The 16,459-nt window shown below is 70.1% G+C and carries 16 protein-coding genes and 4 pseudogenes; 7 read left to right on the forward strand and 13 right to left on the reverse strand.

Features of this window, described 5'->3' with window-relative positions; genetic code table 11:
- Positions 1 to 338: 338 nt before the first annotated feature.
- Positions 339 to 725: pseudogene (locus AC069X_RS29950) on the reverse strand (DNA-3-methyladenine glycosylase); the annotation flags it as partial.
- Between the two features lie 75 nt (positions 726 to 800).
- Here AC069X_RS29950 and AC069X_RS29955 point away from each other — a divergent pair.
- Together AC069X_RS29955 and AC069X_RS29960 are read left to right on the forward strand one after the other, a co-directional pair.
- Positions 801 to 1,058, forward strand: a pseudogene (locus AC069X_RS29955) (recombinase family protein); the annotation flags it as partial.
- 273 nt (positions 1,059 to 1,331) lie between these two features.
- A pseudogene (locus tag AC069X_RS29960) lies at positions 1,332 to 1,574 on the forward strand (DUF6879 family protein); the annotation flags it as partial.
- Positions 1,575 to 1,812: 238 nt separating this feature from the next.
- Here AC069X_RS29960 and AC069X_RS29965 read toward each other — a convergent pair.
- The 4 genes and pseudogenes from AC069X_RS29965 to AC069X_RS29980 all read right to left on the reverse strand — a co-directional run.
- On the reverse strand, positions 1,813 to 2,271 hold the full coding sequence (locus AC069X_RS29965) for a hypothetical protein (RefSeq protein WP_478733380.1): 459 nt from the start codon (positions 2,269 to 2,271) through the stop codon (positions 1,813 to 1,815).
- A gap of 8 nt (positions 2,272 to 2,279) precedes the next feature.
- On the reverse strand, positions 2,280 to 2,735 hold the full coding sequence (locus AC069X_RS29970; protein ID WP_478733382.1) for a DUF6228 family protein: 456 nt from the start codon (positions 2,733 to 2,735) through the stop codon (positions 2,280 to 2,282).
- A gap of 276 nt (positions 2,736 to 3,011) precedes the next feature.
- Entirely contained in the window at positions 3,012 to 3,623 is a 612-nt protein-coding gene (locus AC069X_RS29975; protein WP_478733384.1) for a DNA-3-methyladenine glycosylase, read from the reverse strand.
- A 14-nt stretch (positions 3,624 to 3,637) separates the two neighbouring features.
- Positions 3,638 to 3,895 (reverse strand): annotated as a pseudogene (locus AC069X_RS29980) (DNA-3-methyladenine glycosylase); the annotation flags it as partial.
- 123 nt (positions 3,896 to 4,018) lie between these two features.
- On the opposite strand from AC069X_RS29980, the gene AC069X_RS29985 reads away from it, so the two are divergent.
- The 3 genes from AC069X_RS29985 (at position 4,019) to AC069X_RS29995 (ending at position 6,036) form a co-directional block, all read left to right on the forward strand.
- Positions 4,019 to 4,801 (forward strand): sporulation protein, encoded by a 783-nt coding sequence (locus tag AC069X_RS29985; RefSeq protein ID WP_478733386.1) that lies wholly within the window; start codon positions 4,019 to 4,021, stop codon positions 4,799 to 4,801.
- A 48-nt stretch (positions 4,802 to 4,849) separates the two neighbouring features.
- Positions 4,850 to 5,383, forward strand: a complete 534-nt coding sequence (locus AC069X_RS29990; protein WP_478733388.1) for a YbhB/YbcL family Raf kinase inhibitor-like protein — start codon at positions 4,850 to 4,852, stop codon at positions 5,381 to 5,383.
- A 149-nt stretch (positions 5,384 to 5,532) separates the two neighbouring features.
- Complete coding sequence (locus tag AC069X_RS29995) at positions 5,533 to 6,036, forward strand: HNH endonuclease (protein ID WP_478733390.1); 504 nt, start codon at positions 5,533 to 5,535, stop codon at positions 6,034 to 6,036.
- A gap of 48 nt (positions 6,037 to 6,084) precedes the next feature.
- Here AC069X_RS29995 and AC069X_RS30000 read toward each other — a convergent pair whose 3' ends face one another.
- From AC069X_RS30000 to AC069X_RS30015, 4 genes are all read right to left on the reverse strand, one after another.
- Positions 6,085 to 6,861 carry a sulfite exporter TauE/SafE family protein gene (locus AC069X_RS30000; protein ID WP_478733392.1) on the reverse strand — a complete coding sequence of 259 codons (777 nt, stop codon included), beginning with the start codon at positions 6,859 to 6,861 and terminating at the stop codon, positions 6,085 to 6,087.
- Positions 6,862 to 6,954: 93 nt separating this feature from the next.
- Positions 6,955 to 7,929 carry an SPFH domain-containing protein gene (locus AC069X_RS30005; RefSeq protein WP_478733394.1) on the reverse strand — a complete coding sequence of 325 codons (975 nt, stop codon included), beginning with the start codon at positions 7,927 to 7,929 and terminating at the stop codon, positions 6,955 to 6,957.
- Positions 7,930 to 8,012: 83 nt separating this feature from the next.
- The gene (locus AC069X_RS30010; protein WP_478733396.1) at positions 8,013 to 8,441 is read right to left on the reverse strand and encodes an NfeD family protein; all 429 of its coding nucleotides are present in this window, start codon (positions 8,439 to 8,441) and stop codon (positions 8,013 to 8,015) included.
- 252 nt (positions 8,442 to 8,693) lie between these two features.
- Positions 8,694 to 9,494: an ABC transporter ATP-binding protein gene (locus AC069X_RS30015; protein ID WP_478733398.1), complete on the reverse strand. Its 801-nt coding sequence runs from the start codon at positions 9,492 to 9,494 to the stop codon at positions 8,694 to 8,696.
- 133 nt (positions 9,495 to 9,627) lie between these two features.
- On the opposite strand from AC069X_RS30015, the gene AC069X_RS30020 reads away from it, so the two are divergent.
- Positions 9,628 to 10,401 carry a hypothetical protein gene (locus tag AC069X_RS30020; RefSeq protein ID WP_478733400.1) on the forward strand — a complete coding sequence of 258 codons (774 nt, stop codon included), beginning with the start codon at positions 9,628 to 9,630 and terminating at the stop codon, positions 10,399 to 10,401.
- A gap of 84 nt (positions 10,402 to 10,485) precedes the next feature.
- Here AC069X_RS30020 and AC069X_RS30025 read toward each other — a convergent pair whose 3' ends face one another.
- From AC069X_RS30025 to AC069X_RS30035, 3 genes are all read right to left on the reverse strand, one after another.
- On the reverse strand, positions 10,486 to 10,731 hold the full coding sequence (locus AC069X_RS30025; protein ID WP_478733604.1) for a chaplin: 246 nt from the start codon (positions 10,729 to 10,731) through the stop codon (positions 10,486 to 10,488).
- 150 nt (positions 10,732 to 10,881) lie between these two features.
- Positions 10,882 to 11,541 (reverse strand): response regulator, encoded by a 660-nt coding sequence (locus tag AC069X_RS30030; protein WP_478733402.1) that lies wholly within the window; start codon positions 11,539 to 11,541, stop codon positions 10,882 to 10,884.
- Entirely contained in the window at positions 11,534 to 12,670 is a 1,137-nt protein-coding gene (locus AC069X_RS30035; RefSeq protein ID WP_478733404.1) for a GAF domain-containing sensor histidine kinase, read from the reverse strand. The genes AC069X_RS30030 and AC069X_RS30035 overlap by 8 nt, the downstream gene beginning before the upstream one ends.
- A 494-nt stretch (positions 12,671 to 13,164) precedes the next feature.
- Here AC069X_RS30035 and AC069X_RS30040 point away from each other — a divergent pair, with 494 nt between their 5' ends.
- Complete coding sequence (locus AC069X_RS30040; RefSeq protein WP_478733406.1) at positions 13,165 to 13,803, forward strand: transglycosylase SLT domain-containing protein; 639 nt, start codon at positions 13,165 to 13,167, stop codon at positions 13,801 to 13,803.
- 102 nt (positions 13,804 to 13,905) lie between these two features.
- Here the strand turns inward: AC069X_RS30040 and AC069X_RS30045 are convergent, their stop codons facing one another.
- A complete protein-coding gene (locus AC069X_RS30045) occupies positions 13,906 to 16,404 on the reverse strand; it encodes an ABC transporter ATP-binding protein/permease (protein ID WP_478733408.1) in 2,499 nt (832 codons plus the stop codon).
- Positions 16,405 to 16,459 lie beyond the last annotated feature (55 nt).

The following is a 16,459-nucleotide window of genomic DNA, read 5'->3' on the forward strand; positions in this document are numbered from 1 at the left end:
CAAGGAACGGACGCTTCCTTCGTACTCACCCTCTCGGGCTTTCCTCCGGGCTTTCGTTCTGTGTTCTTGCGTTTCCGACTCTATCAGACTCTTTCCTGTCCGATTTCCTCGGTGCTTTCGAGGTCCTGCGCTTTCGCGCTTTCCCTTTCGGCGTGGTCACTACGTTAACGCTTTTCCCTCGCGACTCATAATCGAGCCGGTCGGCAGGGAATTCGGGAACGCCGAATGACCCCGCCGGGGGTAAGTCGTAGGTAGTGGTTTGGCCGCTCCGGGAGGCTGTTGAAACAGTGCTCCCGTTCGTGCGGCTCGGGCTACGTTAGGCGTCTCCCAAGATCGAGTCAAGTTGCACGGCGGCGCGGCGCGTGGGCGCGGTACGGGCTGACCGTGGGGTCGCCGGTGATCCAGTAGCGGTAGGGGTGGGCGGCGCCGGCGCCGCCCACTCCCGTGCGCGGGCCGTTGCCGACCAGGTCGGGCGGGGTGGGGGTGCCCGTAAGGAGGGACAGGGCGGAATCGGGGCCCGCACAGAGGTCCGCGCCGTCGAGGGAGCGGTCCACGTCGAGGGCGGTGGCCAGGCGGGCCGGCCCCTTGGCCAGTTCTCGCGGGTTCCTGGCCGAGAGTCGACGTTTGGCGGCCAGCTCGGCACCCACCGTCACCTCTCCCGCCCGCAGCAGTACCCCGCTCGCGTGACCCGGGGGGCCGCACACCAGGTTGAGGCTGAACCACATGCGTAGGTAACTCACCAGGCATGTACGTCGTTGGTCCGGCAGCGTCGGCAAAGCGACGACAAGCAGCAACAGACGGTGCGAGCGATCATCTACGCCGGGCTCAGCCCCACCCCGAGGGGCGAGGAATCCAAGGGTGGGAACCTGACACAACAGGTCGAGCTGAGTCAGGCGCTGTGCGACCGGAAGGGCTGGTCGGTCGTAGCCACGATCGTTGAGAAGGACACGTCGGCCTCGACAAAGCGGGGAACCAAGCGGAGCCCGGAGTGGGAGCGCGTCAAGGCTCTGGTGGAGGACGGCACGGCAGACGCCATCGTGTCCCGCCACTACGACCGTATGTACCGCACCCCCTGGGATCTTGAAGACCTGGTGGACCTTGCCGAGACGACCGGCGTCACGCCGCCGCGCAAGCTCAGGGAGTGCTCGACCTGTCCACGCCGTCCGGCCGTCAGGGCGACGTGTCCGGCGCCTTCACTCCCCCGCAGGGGGAAGGGCTCGTGGAGATCCCCGAGAGTGTTCTTCGGGAGGCCGTTCGTGCTCTTGGATGGTGAGGAGTGGCGGGCGATGCTCCGCGGCTTCCAGTCGGAAGCGTGGCGGCTGGAGACCCTGCCCCAGTACCTCGTACCGCAGGGGTCGGACGAACTCGCAGCCTTCAGGGCAGGCAAGCGCGTCGACCCGGAAACCTACTCGTCGGCGTCCACGGAAGACCTGAAGCGGCTGTGCGGCGAGGGAAGGAGCAAGGGGCGAGTGCACGTCCTGAGTCGACCGCTCTCCGAGTACCTGCGCTTCGAGTTCTCCCGGTGCTACGCCCCACACGTGCTCGCCGGGAGGACATCCGCATCCTTGACGTGACCGAGCGAGGGAACCCGTTGCCGGATGTCGAGGACTTCTGGATGTTGGACCGCTCCCCTTTCGTTGCGGGGGTGGACCGGGCACTGATGGCCCGGTCTCTCTTCAGAGGTGGACGCCCAAGCCTTCGGGCCTGGACTCGGTCTCGTGCGGTCGGAAGCGACGGCGGCGACCTGGCCGGGGGCTATTGCACAAAGCTGACTCGTCTCGCTCAACCTGAACAGTGCGCGCTGTCCCCGGCCTACGCGTCTTGGGGATGCCGGTGGCGCCAGAGCCGTCTGAGGGCTTCGAGCTCGGTTCGGGGGAAGTGCTCACCCCACTTGCCTCGGTAGCCGCTCTCGCCGTAGGTCTGTACAACGTCGTCGAAGCAGCGGATCACGGATCGGGCGAGCTGATCGACTCCGAGCTGACTCGACCAGATTTCGGTTCCCTTGTTGTCGCGGTCACTGCCGTCGCGCAGTTCGAGCACGCGGATCCAGGTGACTTCACCTTCGCGGTAGAAGATCCACCGGTAGGCGGTCGGCTCGGCCTCGAACTGGGCACGGGGCTCTGCCTCACCGGCGACGAGCCGGGCCACCGCAGTCAGGAACTCCTCGGGCGCATTGCTGATGTAGGACGCGGTGAGCTCGACTTTCGCCTGGTGATCTTCAAGGGTGCAGTCGGCCCACCCGGATCCCGCCAACGTCCAGGTGATGCGCATACCGGATGTCACGGCTGCTCCCCGGTGAGGAAGCTCCGAACGTCGGCCGCCAGGGAAGTCATCTGCTCGCCGGCCTCAAGCCAGGTGATCACCGAGGCGCCCCAGCCGCCAGCGGCCTGTGGCCACGGCCGCAGGGCCCAGGTCAGCCCGACGTAGCCGCCGGATCGGAAGACGGCCGACACCGTCAGGTCTCGGTCGTTGGTCTGCCAGCTCCGTTCGCCGTCCCATCCCTGGTAGTCGGCAGCGAGCTCGTCCAGGAACGTGGTGAGATCGCTGTCCCGGATCCAGGCGACGACCTCGTTGACGCGAGCGGTCAGGCCCGGGGCACGTAGCTCGACGGCGTAGTGCACGGAGTCCGCGTCGAAGCTGAACCGGTCGCAGAACGTCACGACCACGGAGGAGGTGTCCTGGCAGCGGATGGTCACGCTGGGCTTGTCGTCGAAGTGGCCGTGTGGGGATGTCATGCGCGGAACGCTAGGTCAGTGCTGCCTTGATCGTCATCCAGATTCGGCGCTGACCAGGTTGAGCGACCGTAGTGGCCGGACGCAGCGGTGGTTCAGGTGGACCGAGACTGAGCCACCTTCAGCGAGACGCACCATCACCCGTCCGGCCCGCGCACCGCGGCCGTCACTCGACCGGCAAGGACCACGCCACGCGCCACGCTCGCAAGCGACCACCCGTCTTACGGCTCAACTTCCGCACCGACCCACCGGCGAGCCGTGAGAAAGGCGCACAGCGGCTCAGGGTCCGGCGGGCGGCCTGGCTCTCGGGCTCAGTCGGTACGCCGAGACCGTTGGATCACCGGCGAGGTAGAACCGGTGTTGCCAGTCGTGGGCCCTGCTCACCCCCACCCGAGGGCCAACCCGGATGAGCGCGGCGGGTACCGGCTCGCCCTCGGACAACATGACCGAGGTACCTGTCAGGAGGTCTGCGCCGTTGTGCTCTGCCGTGATGCCGAGCGCCTGGCCGAGGTTCCCCGGACCTCGGGCGAGACGTGGACTCTCGACCTTCGCCCCTCGTCGCATGCGCGCCAGGTCTTCCCCCTCGATGACCCTGCCGGCCCGGATGAGGACACCCGAGGCGATGCCGTCCGTCCCGGTGACGACGTTGGCGCACCAGTGGAGACCATGGGAGCGGTAGACGTAGAGGTGTCCTGCGGGGCCGAACATGGTGGCGTTGCGGGCTGTACGGCCCCGGTAGGCGTGGGAGGCTGGATCAGCTTCACCGGAGTACGCCTCGGTCTCCGTGATGGCGATGCTCACGGTACCTTCGGGGGTCTTGCAGGTGAGGACGGTCCCGAGCAGCTTGGGGGCGACCTCTTCGGCTGGGTGGGCAAGGAAGTCGATGTTCATGCTGACCGCCTTGACATGCCGTAGATGAAGTAGACGTACGCGTGTCCGGGCGGGCCGAACATCGACGCGTTGCGGGCGGTGCGGCCCCGGAAGGCGTGGGAGCCGGGGTCGGCCTCGCCCTCGTACGCCTCCACCTCCGTGATGCGCAGTTCCACGGGGCCGTCCGGAGTACGGCGGACCAGGATCCTGCCGAGCAGGTCGGGGGCCACCGTGAGGACCGGGCGGTCGAAGAAGGACCGGGGCAGGGGCGTACGGTCGGGGCGCGCGCTCATCCGGTCGAGCGTAGTGGAACACGCGCCCCTGCAACCGGGGCCTAAGGTTCCGCAGTGGTAAGGGGTAGTAGCGACGCAGGTCGCCTGGCCTTGGATACGTAGATCCGTGTAGGGGAGATTGATATGGGCTTCAGGAAGCTGTTCGCGAGCCTGGGTGCCGGCGGCGCTTCGGTGGACACGATCATCACCGAGCCGAACGTGGTGCCGGGCGGGATCGTCCAGGGCGAGGTGCGGATCCAGGGCGGGTCCGTCGAGCAGCAGATCGAGGGGCTGTCCGTCGGCCTGCAGGCTCGCGTGGAGGTGGAGGGCGGCGACGGCGAGTACAAGCAGGACGTCGTCTTCACCAAGCAGCGCCTCGGCGGTGCCTTCAAGGTGCAGGCCGGCGCGCTGCACGTGGTGCCCTTCGGCCTGGAGATCCCGGCGGAGACGCCGGTCACCCACTTCGGCGGCCGGCACCTGCACGGGATGAACATCGGGGTCAGCACCGAGCTGGAGATCGCGCGCGCGGTGGACGCGGGCGACCTGGACCCGATCAACGTGCACCCGGTGCCGGCGCAGCAGGCGATCCTCGACGCGTTCGCGCAGCTGGGCTTCACCTTCCGCAGCGCCGACATGGAGCGCGGTCACATCCGCGGGACGCGGCAGACGCTGCCGTTCTACCAGGAGATCGAGTTCCTGCCGCCGTCGCAGTACCGGGGGCTGAACCAGGTCGAGCTGACCTTCGTGTCGGACGGGAACGAGATGGACGTCGTGCTGGAGATGGACAAGAAGCCGGGTCTGTTCAGCGAGGGCAGCGACACCTACCGCTGCTTCCAGGTGGGTCTGCAGTCGTACCAGGGGACCGACTGGGCGGCGTACCTGAACCAGTGGATCGCCTCGGTCGGTTCGCAGCGCAACTGGTTCTAGGCTCGGGTGCGTACGCCCGCACGCGTTTTCCCCTCAGGAGGTACAGCAGTGGCCCAGCCGAACAGGGCGCCCCTTCCGCACGATTTCCACCCGGAGGTGCCGTCCTTCAGCGTGACCAGCGAGGACGTCTCCCACGGCGCCGACCTGCACGCGGCGCAGGTCCTCACGGGCAAGAACATCTCGCCGGAGCTGCGGTGGGAGGGGTTCCCCGAGGGGACGAAGAGCTTCGCGGTGACCTGCTTCGACCCTGACGCCCCGACGGGCAGCGGGTTCTGGCACTGGGTGCTCTTCGACATCCCGGCCTCGGTGACCTCCCTGCCGGCGGGTGCGGGCAGCGGGGACTTCGAGGGGCTGCCGGAAGGCGCGGTGCACGTGCGCAACGACTACGGCACCAGGGACTTCGGCGGTGCGGCTCCGCCGCGCGGGGAGCGCCACCGGTACGTGTTCACCGTGTACGCGGTGGACCGGGAGGAGCTGGGTACCGATGAGGATTCCTCGCCCGCGGTGGTCGGCTTCCACCTCCGGTTCCACGCGCTCGGCCGTGCGCAGCTGATCGCCGAGTACGAGTCGCCGACCCGCTGATCGTTCTCCCTGTGTTTGCCCGGTCCTGGTCTAAAGAAGGCCTGGACCGGGCATTTTTATTGCGTTGTCCCGCGTGGCGCGCGCGGCCAGAGTGGTTGCGGGCCTTGCCGCCAGGGTGGTCGCGGGCCTGCACACGGGAGGTGGGCGAGATGCGGGACACGCTGGTACTGAACGCGAGCTTCGAGCCGCTGTCGACGGTGACGCTGAACCGGGCGGTGGTCCTGGTCCTGCAGGACAAGGCCGTCGTCGAACAGTCGCACCCCGAGCTCCGTGTGCGTGGGGCCACCATGGACCTTCCGATGCCGCGGGTGATCCGGTTGTGCAGGTACGTACGGGTGCCCTTCCGAAGACATGCTCCCTGGTCGCGGCGGGGGGTGCTGGTCAGGGACCAGCACCGGTGCGCGTACTGCGGGAGGCGCGCGACGACCGTGGACCACGTGCTGCCGCGGGCTCAGGGGGGTGGTGACACCTGGCTGAACACGGTGGCCTCCTGCGCCGAGGACAACCACCGCAAGGCGGCGCGGACGCCGGAGGAGGCGGGGATGCCGCTGCTGCGGAAGCCCTTCGTGCCGTCTCCGGCGGACGCGATGCTGCTCGCCCTGGGGGTGGGCGGTGAGGAGGCGCTGCCGGAGTGGCTGGCGCGCACCGCCTAGTTCCGCACTGCCCCGGGCCCGCTGGGCGACGTATTTGTTCTACGTCGTTCAGCGGAGCAGGAGTTGGACGATGGCGAGGATCCCGACCGTCACGATGACGCCGCGCAGGACGGTCGGGGAGAGCCGGCGGCCGACCTTGGCGCCGATCTGGCCGCCGATGGTGGAGCCGACGGCGATGAGGAGGACGGCCGTCCAGTCGAAGTCGGCGACGAAGAGGAAGAAGACGGCGGCGATGCCGTTGACGAGTGCGGCGAGCACGTTCTTGACGGCGTTGATGCGTTGCAGGTCGTCGTGGAGCAGCAGGCCCATCAGGCCCACGTAGAGGACGCCCTGCGCGGCGCCGAAGTAGCCCCCGTACGCGCTGGAGAGCAGCATGCCGGTCAGCAGGACGGGGCCGCCGTCGGCGTGGCCCGGGCCGGTTCCAGCGGCTTCCTGGCGGCGGCGCAGGGCGGCCGCGAGCCGGGGCTGGAGGACGACGAGCACGAGGGCCAGTCCGATGAGGACGGGGACGATCGTGTCGAAGGAGTCCGAGGGCAGGGTCAGGAGCAGGACGGCTCCGGCGAGCCCGCCGACGAGGGAGACGGAGCCGAGCCGCAGGATGCGGCCGCGCTGGCCCTGGAGTTCCTTGCGGTAGCCGATGGCTCCGCTGATCGATCCGGGTACCAGGCCGAGGGTGTTGGAGACGTTGGCGGTGACCGGCGGCAGCCCGGTGGCGAGCAGTACCGGGAAGGTGATGAGGGTGCCGGAGCCGACGATGGTGTTGATGGTGCCGGCGCCGATCCCGGCGGCGAAGACCGCGAGCGATTCCCAGATGGACATGGACATGGACGGAGCCATCCCCTTTGCGTGAGTGAGTCGCCTCCCCGCCGTGAAGGTCGAGGGGCCTCACCGATCATGCACGAAAAGGGGAGGGCGGCGTCAGTCGATGGGGGGCTGTTCCCGCCGCTCGGCGGTGGCGTCCGTGCCGGGGGTGCCCTTGCCGGGGTTCTGCGGGTTGAAGCCGGTGGAGCCGCCGCCGAGGGGCCCGAAGTTGCCCATGGCGCCCGAGAGGCCCTTGAGCGCGTCTCCGATCTCGCTGGGCACGATCCAGAGCTTGTTGGCGTCGCCTTCGGCGATCTTCGGGAGCATCTGGAGGTACTGGTAGGCGAGGAGCTTCTGGTCGGCGTCGCCGGCGTGGATGGACTCGAAGACGGTGCGGATGGCCTGGGCCTCGCCCTCCGCCTTCAGTGCCGCGGCCTTGGCCTCACCCTCGGCCCGCAGGATGGAGGACTGCTTCTCGCCCTCGGCCCGCAGGATCTCCGACTGACGGACGCCTTCGGCCTGGAGGATGGCGGCGCGCTTGTCGCGGTCGGCGCGCATCTGCTTCTCCATCGAGTCCTGGATGGAGGTGGGCGGTTCGATGGCCTTGAGCTCGACGCGGTTGACGCGGATGCCCCACTTGCCGGTTGCCTCGTCGAGGACCCCGCGCAGGGCGGCGTTGATCTCCTCGCGGGAGGTGAGGGTCCGCTCCAGGTCCATGCCGCCGATGATGTTGCGCAGGGTGGTGACGGTGAGCTGCTCGATGGCCTGGATGTAGCTGGCCACTTCGTACGTGGCGGCGCGGGCGTCGGTCACCTGGTAGTAGATGACGGTGTCGATGTTGACGACCAGGTTGTCCTGGGTGATGACCGGCTGCGGCGGGAAGGGGACGACCTGTTCGCGGAGGTCGATCCGGTTGCGGATGGAGTCGATGAACGGGACGACGATGTTGAGGCCCGCGTTGAGGGTGCGGGTGTAGCGGCCGAAGCGTTCGACGATGGCCGCGCTGGCCTGCGGGATCACCTGGATCGTCTTGACCAGGGCGATGAAGACCAGTACCACCAGGATGATCAGGACGATGATGATCGGTTGCATGTGTTCCCCGTGCCCTTCCGGCTGTCTGTGCTGCCCCGTTCAGCGGAGTCTGGCAGACCCCGGGGCAGCGAGCAGGCTGCTTGTCACATCACGACGGCGGTAGCCCCGTCGATCTCCACCACGTCGACGGACTGGCCGGGCTCGAAGCTGGTGTCCGAGTCGAGGGCGCGGGCGGACCAGATCTCGCCGGCCAGCTTGATGCGGCCGCCGCTGCCGTCGACCCGTTCGAGGACGACGGCGGATCTGCCCTTCAACGCCTCGATGCCGCTGCGGTGTTGGGGCCGCTGGTCGCGGTGGCGGTTGGCGATCGGCCGTACGACGGCGATCAGCGCGACCGACACGATGACGAAGACCAGGACCTGGGCCACCACTCCCCCGCCGACGGCCGCGGTGACGGCGGCGGCGACCGCGCCGACGGCGAACATGCCGAACTCCGGCAGGGCGGTCAGGACGAGGGGGATGCCCAGTCCGACCGCGCCGATGAGCCACCACACCCACGCGTCGATGTCCACATGGTCATGGTAGGTCGGGCGGGCGCGGCCGGACAGGGCGCGAACGGCGGGGCCTGGCGCCGGGCATGGCGCCGGGGCTAGGGCCTGTCGTCAAACTGCCGTCGTCGCCCGGAGGGCGGCCCCGCGGCGTCTGGTGCGTGCTCTCGGCGTGCCGGGCGGCAGCCCTCGTACTGGACGTACTCGGGCTTCCGCCCGGTGCGGCGAGAGCGCGTGCAAGGCGTCGCGGGGCAGACGGAAGTTTGACGACAGGACCTAGCGCAGGGGCAGGCCCTGGGCGCTCCAGCGGTCGTGCTCGTTGCGCTCGACGATGAGCGGGAGGCCGAAGCACTTCGACAGGTTGCGGGAGGTCAGCTCCAGGTCGATGGGGCCCGCGGTGACGACCTTGCCCTGCCGGATCATCAGGACGTGCGTGAAGCCGGGGGCGATCTCCTCGACGTGGTGCGTGACCATGACCATGGACGGGGCCATGGGGTCGCGGGCGAGGCGGCCGAGGCGGCGGACGAGGTCCTCGCGGCCGCCGAGGTCGAGGCCCGCGGCGGGCTCGTCGAGGAGCAGCAGCTCGGGGTCGGTCATCAGGGCGCGGGCGATCAGGGTGCGCTTGCGCTCACCCTCGGAGAGGGTGCCGAACTTGCGGTCGAGGTAGTCGCTCATGCCGAGGCGGTCGAGGAACGCGCGGGCCCGCTGCTCGTCGATGTCCTCGTACTCCTCCTGCCAGGTCGCGGTCATGCCGTAGGCGGCGGTGAGCACGGTCTGCAGGACGGTCTGCCGCTTCGGGAGCTTGTCGGCGAGCGCGATGCCGGCGACGCCGATGCGCGGGCGCAGCTCGAAGACGTCGCTGCCGGGCCTGCCGAGGGTGCTGCCGAGGATGGTGGCGGTGCCCTTGGTGGGGAAGAGGTAGCTGGAGGCGAGGTTCAGCAGCGTGGTCTTGCCGGCGCCGTTGGGGCCGAGGATCACCCAGCGCTCCCCCTCCTTCACCGACCAGGAGACCTGGTCCACCAGAGCCCGGCCCTCGCGGACCACGGATACGTCCACCAGCTCCAGAACATCGCTCATGAGCGTGTTGTCACCCCTTGCAGTCACGGTTCTCTGTGCGCCGGCAGGCGCAGCCCCAGGGGAAAACCTACGCCACTCGGGGAGGGCTCCGGGCGCCAGGCCGGTCCGGGGGGCGGATCCGTAGAGTGGGGGGATGCTTTTCGAACCACGTTCAGGGCGGCTGGCCGCCTGGGGGAACGCTCTGCTGGCCGGTCTGGTCTCGCCCGACGAGGCGGCGCTGTCGATCGTGGGCGAGGACTCGGTGCACCGGGTGGCGGGGCTGCCCGGGGAGGCGGGGCCGGTGGGGCTCACGCTGGCGCTGGGGCGGCTGCGGGCGCTGGGGGTGACCGGGCTGCGGGTGGCTCTGCCGGTGGCGGGGCATCCGCTGGGGCTGAGCGGGCCGCCGGAGTTCAACGAGCGGGCGCTGGAGGCCGAGGAGGCGGTGGTGTGCGCGGGGGCCGCGCTGGGGCTGGTGCCGGAGGTCACGGAGGCTGGCCCGGCGGGTGACGTGCACGTCTCGGTGGTGTGGCACTGCCTGCCGGTACGGGAGGCCCCGCCGGCGGACGTGCCGACGCTGGGCGAGGCGGAGCGGGAGCTGGCCGAGGCGCTGCGCGAGGCGACGGTGGTGCTGACGCGGCTGGACGTGGCGGCGTCGGGGCCCGTCGCGGAGGCGGCGCTGTCGGCGTACCGGGCGCGGGCGGAGGCGGGCCGGGACGTGCTCGCGCCGGGGTATCCGGCGCGGGCGGTGCGGGTGCTGGCGCTGGCGCAGCGGGTGGACCTGATGGTGTCGCTGGCGTACGAGCGCGGGCACGGGGGTGCGGTGGCCGCCTCGGAGATGGCGGCGCGGGCTGAGGCGCTGCGGCCGGTGGAGCGGGTCGCCCGGCGGGCGCTGGTGGCGGCGTACAACTCGGCGGTGGAGAGCCTGTAGCCGTCCGGCCCCGGCGGGGTTTCAGGCGGCGGCCCCGCCTTCCCGGGGAGAGGGGGGAAGGCGGGGCCGCGGGCCGGGGCGGGGTCAGGCGTTGACGCCGGTGTTGCCCCACGCGCCGTTGAGCAGGCCGATCACGCTGACGGTGTTGCCGACCACGTTCACGGGGACGTGCACGGGGACCTGGAGCAGGTTCCCGGAGGCCACGCCGGGCGAGTGCAGGGCCTCGCCCTCCGCGGACGCACCGCCGTGCGCCGAGGAGACACCGGCGCCGGCGGCGACGAGGCCGCCCGCGATCATGGTGACGGCTGCGGCCTTCTTGAAGTTCTTCACGTTCTCGTCCTCCAGTACGTCTGCCGCGACCAGCCGTCGCGGCACGCCATGGAGAACGGCCGGCCCGCGGCCGGGATACGCCATGTGGGCTACATACACCCGACCGTATGAATCTCAGCTCAGCCCATTACCTGCCGGGCCCCGCACTCCCTACTCCGTGATTCCGTGTCTGACGGCCCACAGCGCGGCCTGGGTCCGGTCGGAGAGGTCGAGCTTCATCAGGATGTTCGAGACGTGCGTCTTCACCGTCTTCTCCGACAGTACGAGCGCCCTGGCGATCTCCCGGTTCGAGCGGCCGTCTGCGATCAGGCCCAGTACCTCGCGTTCGCGGTCGGTCAGGGCCCCCGGGCGGCCGCCCGGGCCGTTCTGGTCGTCCTGGGCCGCCAGCAGGGCCTCTGCGACCTCGGGCTGGAGCAGGACGTGTCCCGCGTGCACGGAGCGGATGGCCCCGGCGAGCGCGTCGGGGTCGATGTCCTTGTAGAGGTATCCGGCGGCGCCGGCCCGCAGGGCGGGGACCACCGTCCGCTGTTCCGTGAAGCTGGTGACGACCAGGACCCGGGCCGGGTTCTCCAGGTCGCGCAGCCGCCGCAGGGCCTCGATGCCGTCGGTGCCGGGCATCTTGACGTCCATCAGGATCACGTCGGGCCGCAGTTCCTCGGCGCGGGCGGTGCCCTCCGCCCCGTCGGCGGCCTCGCCGACCACCTCGATGTCCTCCTGGACCTCCAGGAAGGTGCGCAGGCCGCGCCGGACCACCTGGTGGTCGTCGACCAGCAGGACGCGGATCCGGGCGCGGCCGGGGGTGTCAGCCACCGGGGACCTCCATCTCGATCGTGGTGCCCTCGCCGGGCTCCGAGCGGACCTCCAGCCGTCCCCCGGCGCCGCTCGCGCGGTCCCGCATGGAGACGAGTCCGAGGTGCCGGCCGGCCTTGCGGACGGTGGAGGGGGAGAAGCCGCGGCCCCAGTCCCGTACGCGCAGCACGGCGCCGCCCTCGGGGGTGCGGGCCAGGGTGACCTCGACGCGGTCGGCGCCCGAGTGGCGCAGGGCGTTGTGGAGGGCCTCCTGGGCGACGCGGAGCAGCGCTTCCTCCTGGGAGGCGGGAAGGGCCCGTATGCCGTCGCAGCAGAAGGTGACGCGCGCGGTGTGGGCGCGGTCCAGTACGCGGACGTGGTCGCGCAGGGTGGCGACGAGGCCGTCCTCGTCCAGTGCGGCGGGCCGCAGCTCGGTCACGGCGGCGCGGAGCTCGTCGGCGGCTTCCGCGGCGAGTACGGCGACCTGCTGGAGTTCGCCCTTGGCGCGGGCCGGGTCGCGGTCCACGAGGGTGGCGGCGGCCTGGGCGGTCAGGCGCAGGGAGAACAGTTTCTGGCTGACGGCGTCGTGCAGCTCGTGGGCGAGCCGGGAGCGCTCCTCGGCGATGGTCAGCTCGCGGCTGCGCTCGTAGAGGCGGGCGTTGGTGAGGGCGATGGCCGCGTGCTGGGCGAGGAGGGAGAGGAGCTCCTCGTCCTCGTCGGTGAAGCCGTCCGGGCCGTTCTTGTTGGCGAGGAAGAGGGCGCCGAGGTTCTCGTCCCCGTCCCGGATGGGCAGGCCGAGGAAGTCGGACATCTCGGGGTGGGCGGCGGGCCAGCCGCCGAAGCGCGGGTCCTTCCGTACGTCGGCCAGCCGCTCGGGGGTCTCCTCGTGGAGCATCGCGGCGAGGATGCCGTGCTGGCGGGGCAGGGGGCCGATGCGGCGCCACTGTTCCTCGCTGACGCCGTCCACCACGAACTGGGCGAAGCCCCCGTGGTCGTCCGGGACGCCCAGGGCGGCGTACTCGGCGTCCAGCAGTTCGCGGGCGGAGGCGACGATCGTGCGCAGGACGTCGTGGACCTCCAGCCGGCGGCTCATGGCGAGCAGCGCGGTGCTGACGGCCGCCAGTGATCCCGTAGCGGGTCCGTTGTGCATGGGCTCACCGTACCGGCGGCCCTGACCTGCGGGATCGGGCCGCGGGCGTAGGTCTTGGGACGGGGTCCCGTGCCCGGGCCGGCCCGGGGGCGTACGGCTGGGGGAGGGGGTGTGCGGGCCGGTTCTCTGCCCCGGGGATGAGGTGCGGGGGCGTTCTCTCGTCCGGAAGGCGGAGTTCGGTCACACATTGAATTGCGTGCGCAACTCTGGGTGAGACCGTTACGTGGTCGATGTGAGCCCGGGCATAGGACGCACATCACTTACGAAGCCGCGTAGTGGACGGATAAAGACCCCGTCAGTGCTGCTGCGCCTAGCGGCGGGGCCGCGAATCCGGCTTCGGCGAGGGGCCGTGATCCACTAACCGGGATCGTACGTCACACCTTTGCCAGGCGATTTTGCCGCCGCTAAGAATGGCTGCCGTCGCACAGCGCCGCGGATCCCGGATCCGAGCGGCGCTTTCCTGCGGCCCCCGCTATTCGAAGAGGTTGCCCCGCATGTCTGCTTCCAGCACTCCCGGTCACAGTCGTCTGACGAAGGCACACAAGCTGTCGATCGCCGGTGTCGCCACCCTCGGTGCCGCCGCCCTCGCCTTCTCCCTCGTCCCCGCCGGTGCCGAGCCTGCTCAGGCCCAGACGTTCGAGGTCGCCCCGGTCGCGTGGACCCAGTCGGTGCAGAAGCACGTCGGCGCCCAGCAGGTCGTCGCCGACCAGAAGGCCAAGGACGCCGCGAAGGCCAAGGCCGAGGAGCAGGCGAAGAAGGACCGCGAGGCCAAGGAAGCCGCGAGCCGTTCCGCGGCCCGCACCCCGGTCTTCGCGAACAACCTCGACGGCTGGATCAAGGAAGCCCTCTTCATCATGAAGCGCGAGGGCATCCCCGGCACCTACGCCGGCATCCACCGCAACATCATGCGCGAGTCGAGCGGCAACCCCCGCGCGATCAACAACTGGGACATCAACGCCCAGAACGGCATCCCGTCCAAGGGCCTGCTCCAGGTGATCGCCCCGACCTTCAAGGCGTACCACGTCAAGGGCACCAAGTTCGACCAGTACGACCCGGTCGCGAACATCGTCGCCGCGTGCAACTACGCCGCCGACCGCTACGGCTCGATGGACAACGTGAACAGCGCCTACTGAGCGCCCACGCCCCCACGCCCCCCATGCGCCTCAGGGCGGCCCCCGGAGTTCCGGGTGCCGCCCTGAGGCGTTCGGCGTGCGCGCGTGGGGGCGCGGGGTCCGCTACTTGCGCATGACCTCGGGCTCGTGGCGGCGCAGCAGGCGCGCCACCGCGAAGCCGCAGATGATGCCGAGCAGCAGCAGGACGCTGATGTCCAGGAACCACTGGCCCGCGGTGTGGTCCCACAGCGGGTCGGTGTTGGTGGGGTTCTGCGGGTCCCACGGCGCCATGAGCTTGCCCAGGTTCAGGGTCGTGCCGGCGGCGCCGATGGCCCAGCGGGAGGGCATCAGGTAGGCGAACTGCTCCAGGCCGATCTTGTCGTACAGCTGGAAGAGGACACCGGTGAAGACGACCTGGACGATCGCGAACATGACGAGCAGCGGCATGGTCTTCTCGGCGGTCTTCACCAGCGAGGAGATCACCAGGCCGAACATCATCGCGGTGAAGCCGAGCGCGGTGACCGAGACGCAGAGCTCGACGGCCGGGCTCATGAAGAGGCCCTCGGCGGGCAGCTTGCGCGGGGTGAAGGCGATGGCGCAGATGATCACGCCCTGGATGACCGTGATCACGCCGAGGACGATCACCTTCGACATCAGGTACGCGGACCGGGACAGGCCGGTCGCGCGTTCCCGCTCGTAGATGACGCGTTCCTTGATCAGCTCACGGACCGAGTTGGCCGCGCCCGAGAAGCACATGCCGACCGCGAGGATCAGCATGATCGTTCCGGCGTCGCCGTTGAATCGGGACGGCGGGGTCGGCGGGGCCAGGCCGAACTTCGCCGGGATCACCGTGGAGACGAAGCCGAGGACCGCGGGCATCAGCACCATCAGGGCCAGGAAGCCCTTGTCGGAGACGATCACCGAGACGTAGCGGCGGATCAGCGTCCACAGCTGCGAGCCCCAGCCCTGCGGCTTCGGCGGGTTCATCTGCTGCGGCGTCGGCATCGCGACCTGCTGCGGGGCGACGGCGTCGAGCTCGGCGGCGTACAGCTGGTAGTGCTGCGAGCCCTTCCAGCGGCCGGCCCAGTCGTAGTCGCGGTAGTTCTCGAAGGCGGAGAACACGTCGGCCCAGGTGGTGTAGCCGAAGAAGTTCAGCGCCTCGTCCGGCGGGCCGAAGTAGGCGACGGATCCGCCGGGGGCCATCACGAGCAGCTTGTCGCAGAGCGAGAGCTCGGCCACGGAGTGGGTGACGACGAGGACCGTGCGGCCGTCGTCGGCGAGGCCGCGCAGCAGCTGCATGACGTCGCGGTCCATGCCCGGGTCGAGGCCGGAGGTCGGCTCGTCGAGGAAGATCAGCGAGGGCTTGGTCAGCAGCTCCAGGGCCACGGACACGCGCTTGCGCTGACCGCCCGAGAGGGCGGTGATCTTCTTGTCCTTGTGGATGTCGAGCTTGAGCTCGCGCAGCACCTCGTCGATGCGGGCGGCGCGCTCGGCCTCGGCGGTGTCGCCCGGGAAGCGGAGCTTGGCCGCGTACTTCAGGGCGGTGCTGACCTTCAGCTCCTTGTGCAGGATGTCGTCCTGCGGGACCAGGCCGATGCGCTGGCGGAGCTCCGCGAACTGCTTGTACAGGTTGCGGTTGTCGTAGAGGACGTCACCCTGGTCGGCGGGCCGGTAGCCGGTGAGCGCCTTCAGGAGCGTGGACTTGCCGGAGCCGGAGGGGCCGATGACGCCGATGAGCGACTTCTCCGGGACGCCGAAGGTGACGTCCTTGAGGATCTGCTTGCCGCCGTCGACGGTGACCGTGAGGTGGCGGGCCGAGAAGGAGACGTCACCGGTGTCGACGAACTCCTCGAGCCGGTCGCCGACGATCCGGAACGTCGAGTGGCCGACGCCGACGATGTCGTTCGGGCCGAGCAGCGCGGTGCCGGACTTGGGCAGCGGCTGGCCGTTGACGTAGGTGCCGTTGTGGCTGCCGAGGTCGTGGATCTCGAAGCGGCCGCCGGTGGAGCGGAACTCCGCGTGGTGGCGCGAGACCTGGAGGTCGGAGACGACGAGCTCGTTCTCCAGGGCACGGCCGATGCGCATGACGCGGCCGACGGCGATCTGGTGGAACGTCGTCGGGCTGCGGTGGTCGCTGCTGTAGCCGGGGGCCGCGGCCTGCTGGGCGCCGCCCTGCTGCTGCGGTACGTACGGCTGCTGCTGGTGCTGCGGCTGCTGCGGGGCCGGCTGGTCCCAGGCGGGCTGCTGTGCCTGCGGCGGCTGCTGCCGGCCGGGCGCCTGGTACGCCTGCTGCTGCGCGGCCGGGGCCTGGTAGGCCGGCTGCGCCGCGGCGGCCGCGCTCGGGTTCAGCCGCGGACCGTCGGTGGCGTTGCCCAGGTGGACCGGCGTACCGGGCACGAGCTCCGCCTGCTGGACCCGCGCGCCGTGCACGTAGGTGCCGTTGGTGCTGCCGTGGTCCTCGATGGCCCAACCCCGGCCGTTCCAGCTGATGGTGGCGTGCCGCCACGACACCCGGGCGTCATCGATCACCATGTCTCCCTGGGGGTCGCGCCCCAGCGAGTACGACCTGGACGGATCGAGCGTCCAAGTCCTTCCGTTCAATTCCAGTACGAGTTCCGGCACTCCAGCCCCACTTAGGTCCCCCGAGAATCCCCCTGGCGTCCAGGGAGAACGACGT

This window comes from Streptomyces sp. NPDC043896 (assembly GCF_056435605.1).

Coding starts and splice junctions, on each gene's coding strand:
- AC069X_RS29965 (WP_478733380.1), bottom strand. CDS start 2,271: ATGCGCATCACCTGGACGTTGGCGGGATCCGGGTGGGCCGACTGCACC.
- AC069X_RS29970 (WP_478733382.1), bottom strand. CDS start 2,735: ATGACATCCCCACACGGCCACTTCGACGACAAGCCCAGCGTGACCATC.
- AC069X_RS29975 (WP_478733384.1), bottom strand. CDS start 3,623: ATGAACATCGACTTCCTTGCCCACCCAGCCGAAGAGGTCGCCCCCAAG.
- AC069X_RS29985 (WP_478733386.1), top strand. CDS start 4,019: ATGGGCTTCAGGAAGCTGTTCGCGAGCCTGGGTGCCGGCGGCGCTTCG.
- AC069X_RS29995 (WP_478733390.1), top strand. CDS start 5,533: ATGCGGGACACGCTGGTACTGAACGCGAGCTTCGAGCCGCTGTCGACG.
- AC069X_RS30000 (WP_478733392.1), bottom strand. CDS start 6,861: ATGTCCATGTCCATCTGGGAATCGCTCGCGGTCTTCGCCGCCGGGATC.
- AC069X_RS30005 (WP_478733394.1), bottom strand. CDS start 7,929: ATGCAACCGATCATCATCGTCCTGATCATCCTGGTGGTACTGGTCTTC.
- AC069X_RS30015 (WP_478733398.1), bottom strand. CDS start 9,494: ATGAGCGATGTTCTGGAGCTGGTGGACGTATCCGTGGTCCGCGAGGGC.
- AC069X_RS30020 (WP_478733400.1), top strand. CDS start 9,628: ATGCTTTTCGAACCACGTTCAGGGCGGCTGGCCGCCTGGGGGAACGCT.
- AC069X_RS30035 (WP_478733404.1), bottom strand. CDS start 12,670: ATGCACAACGGACCCGCTACGGGATCACTGGCGGCCGTCAGCACCGCG.
- AC069X_RS30040 (WP_478733406.1), top strand. CDS start 13,165: ATGTCTGCTTCCAGCACTCCCGGTCACAGTCGTCTGACGAAGGCACAC.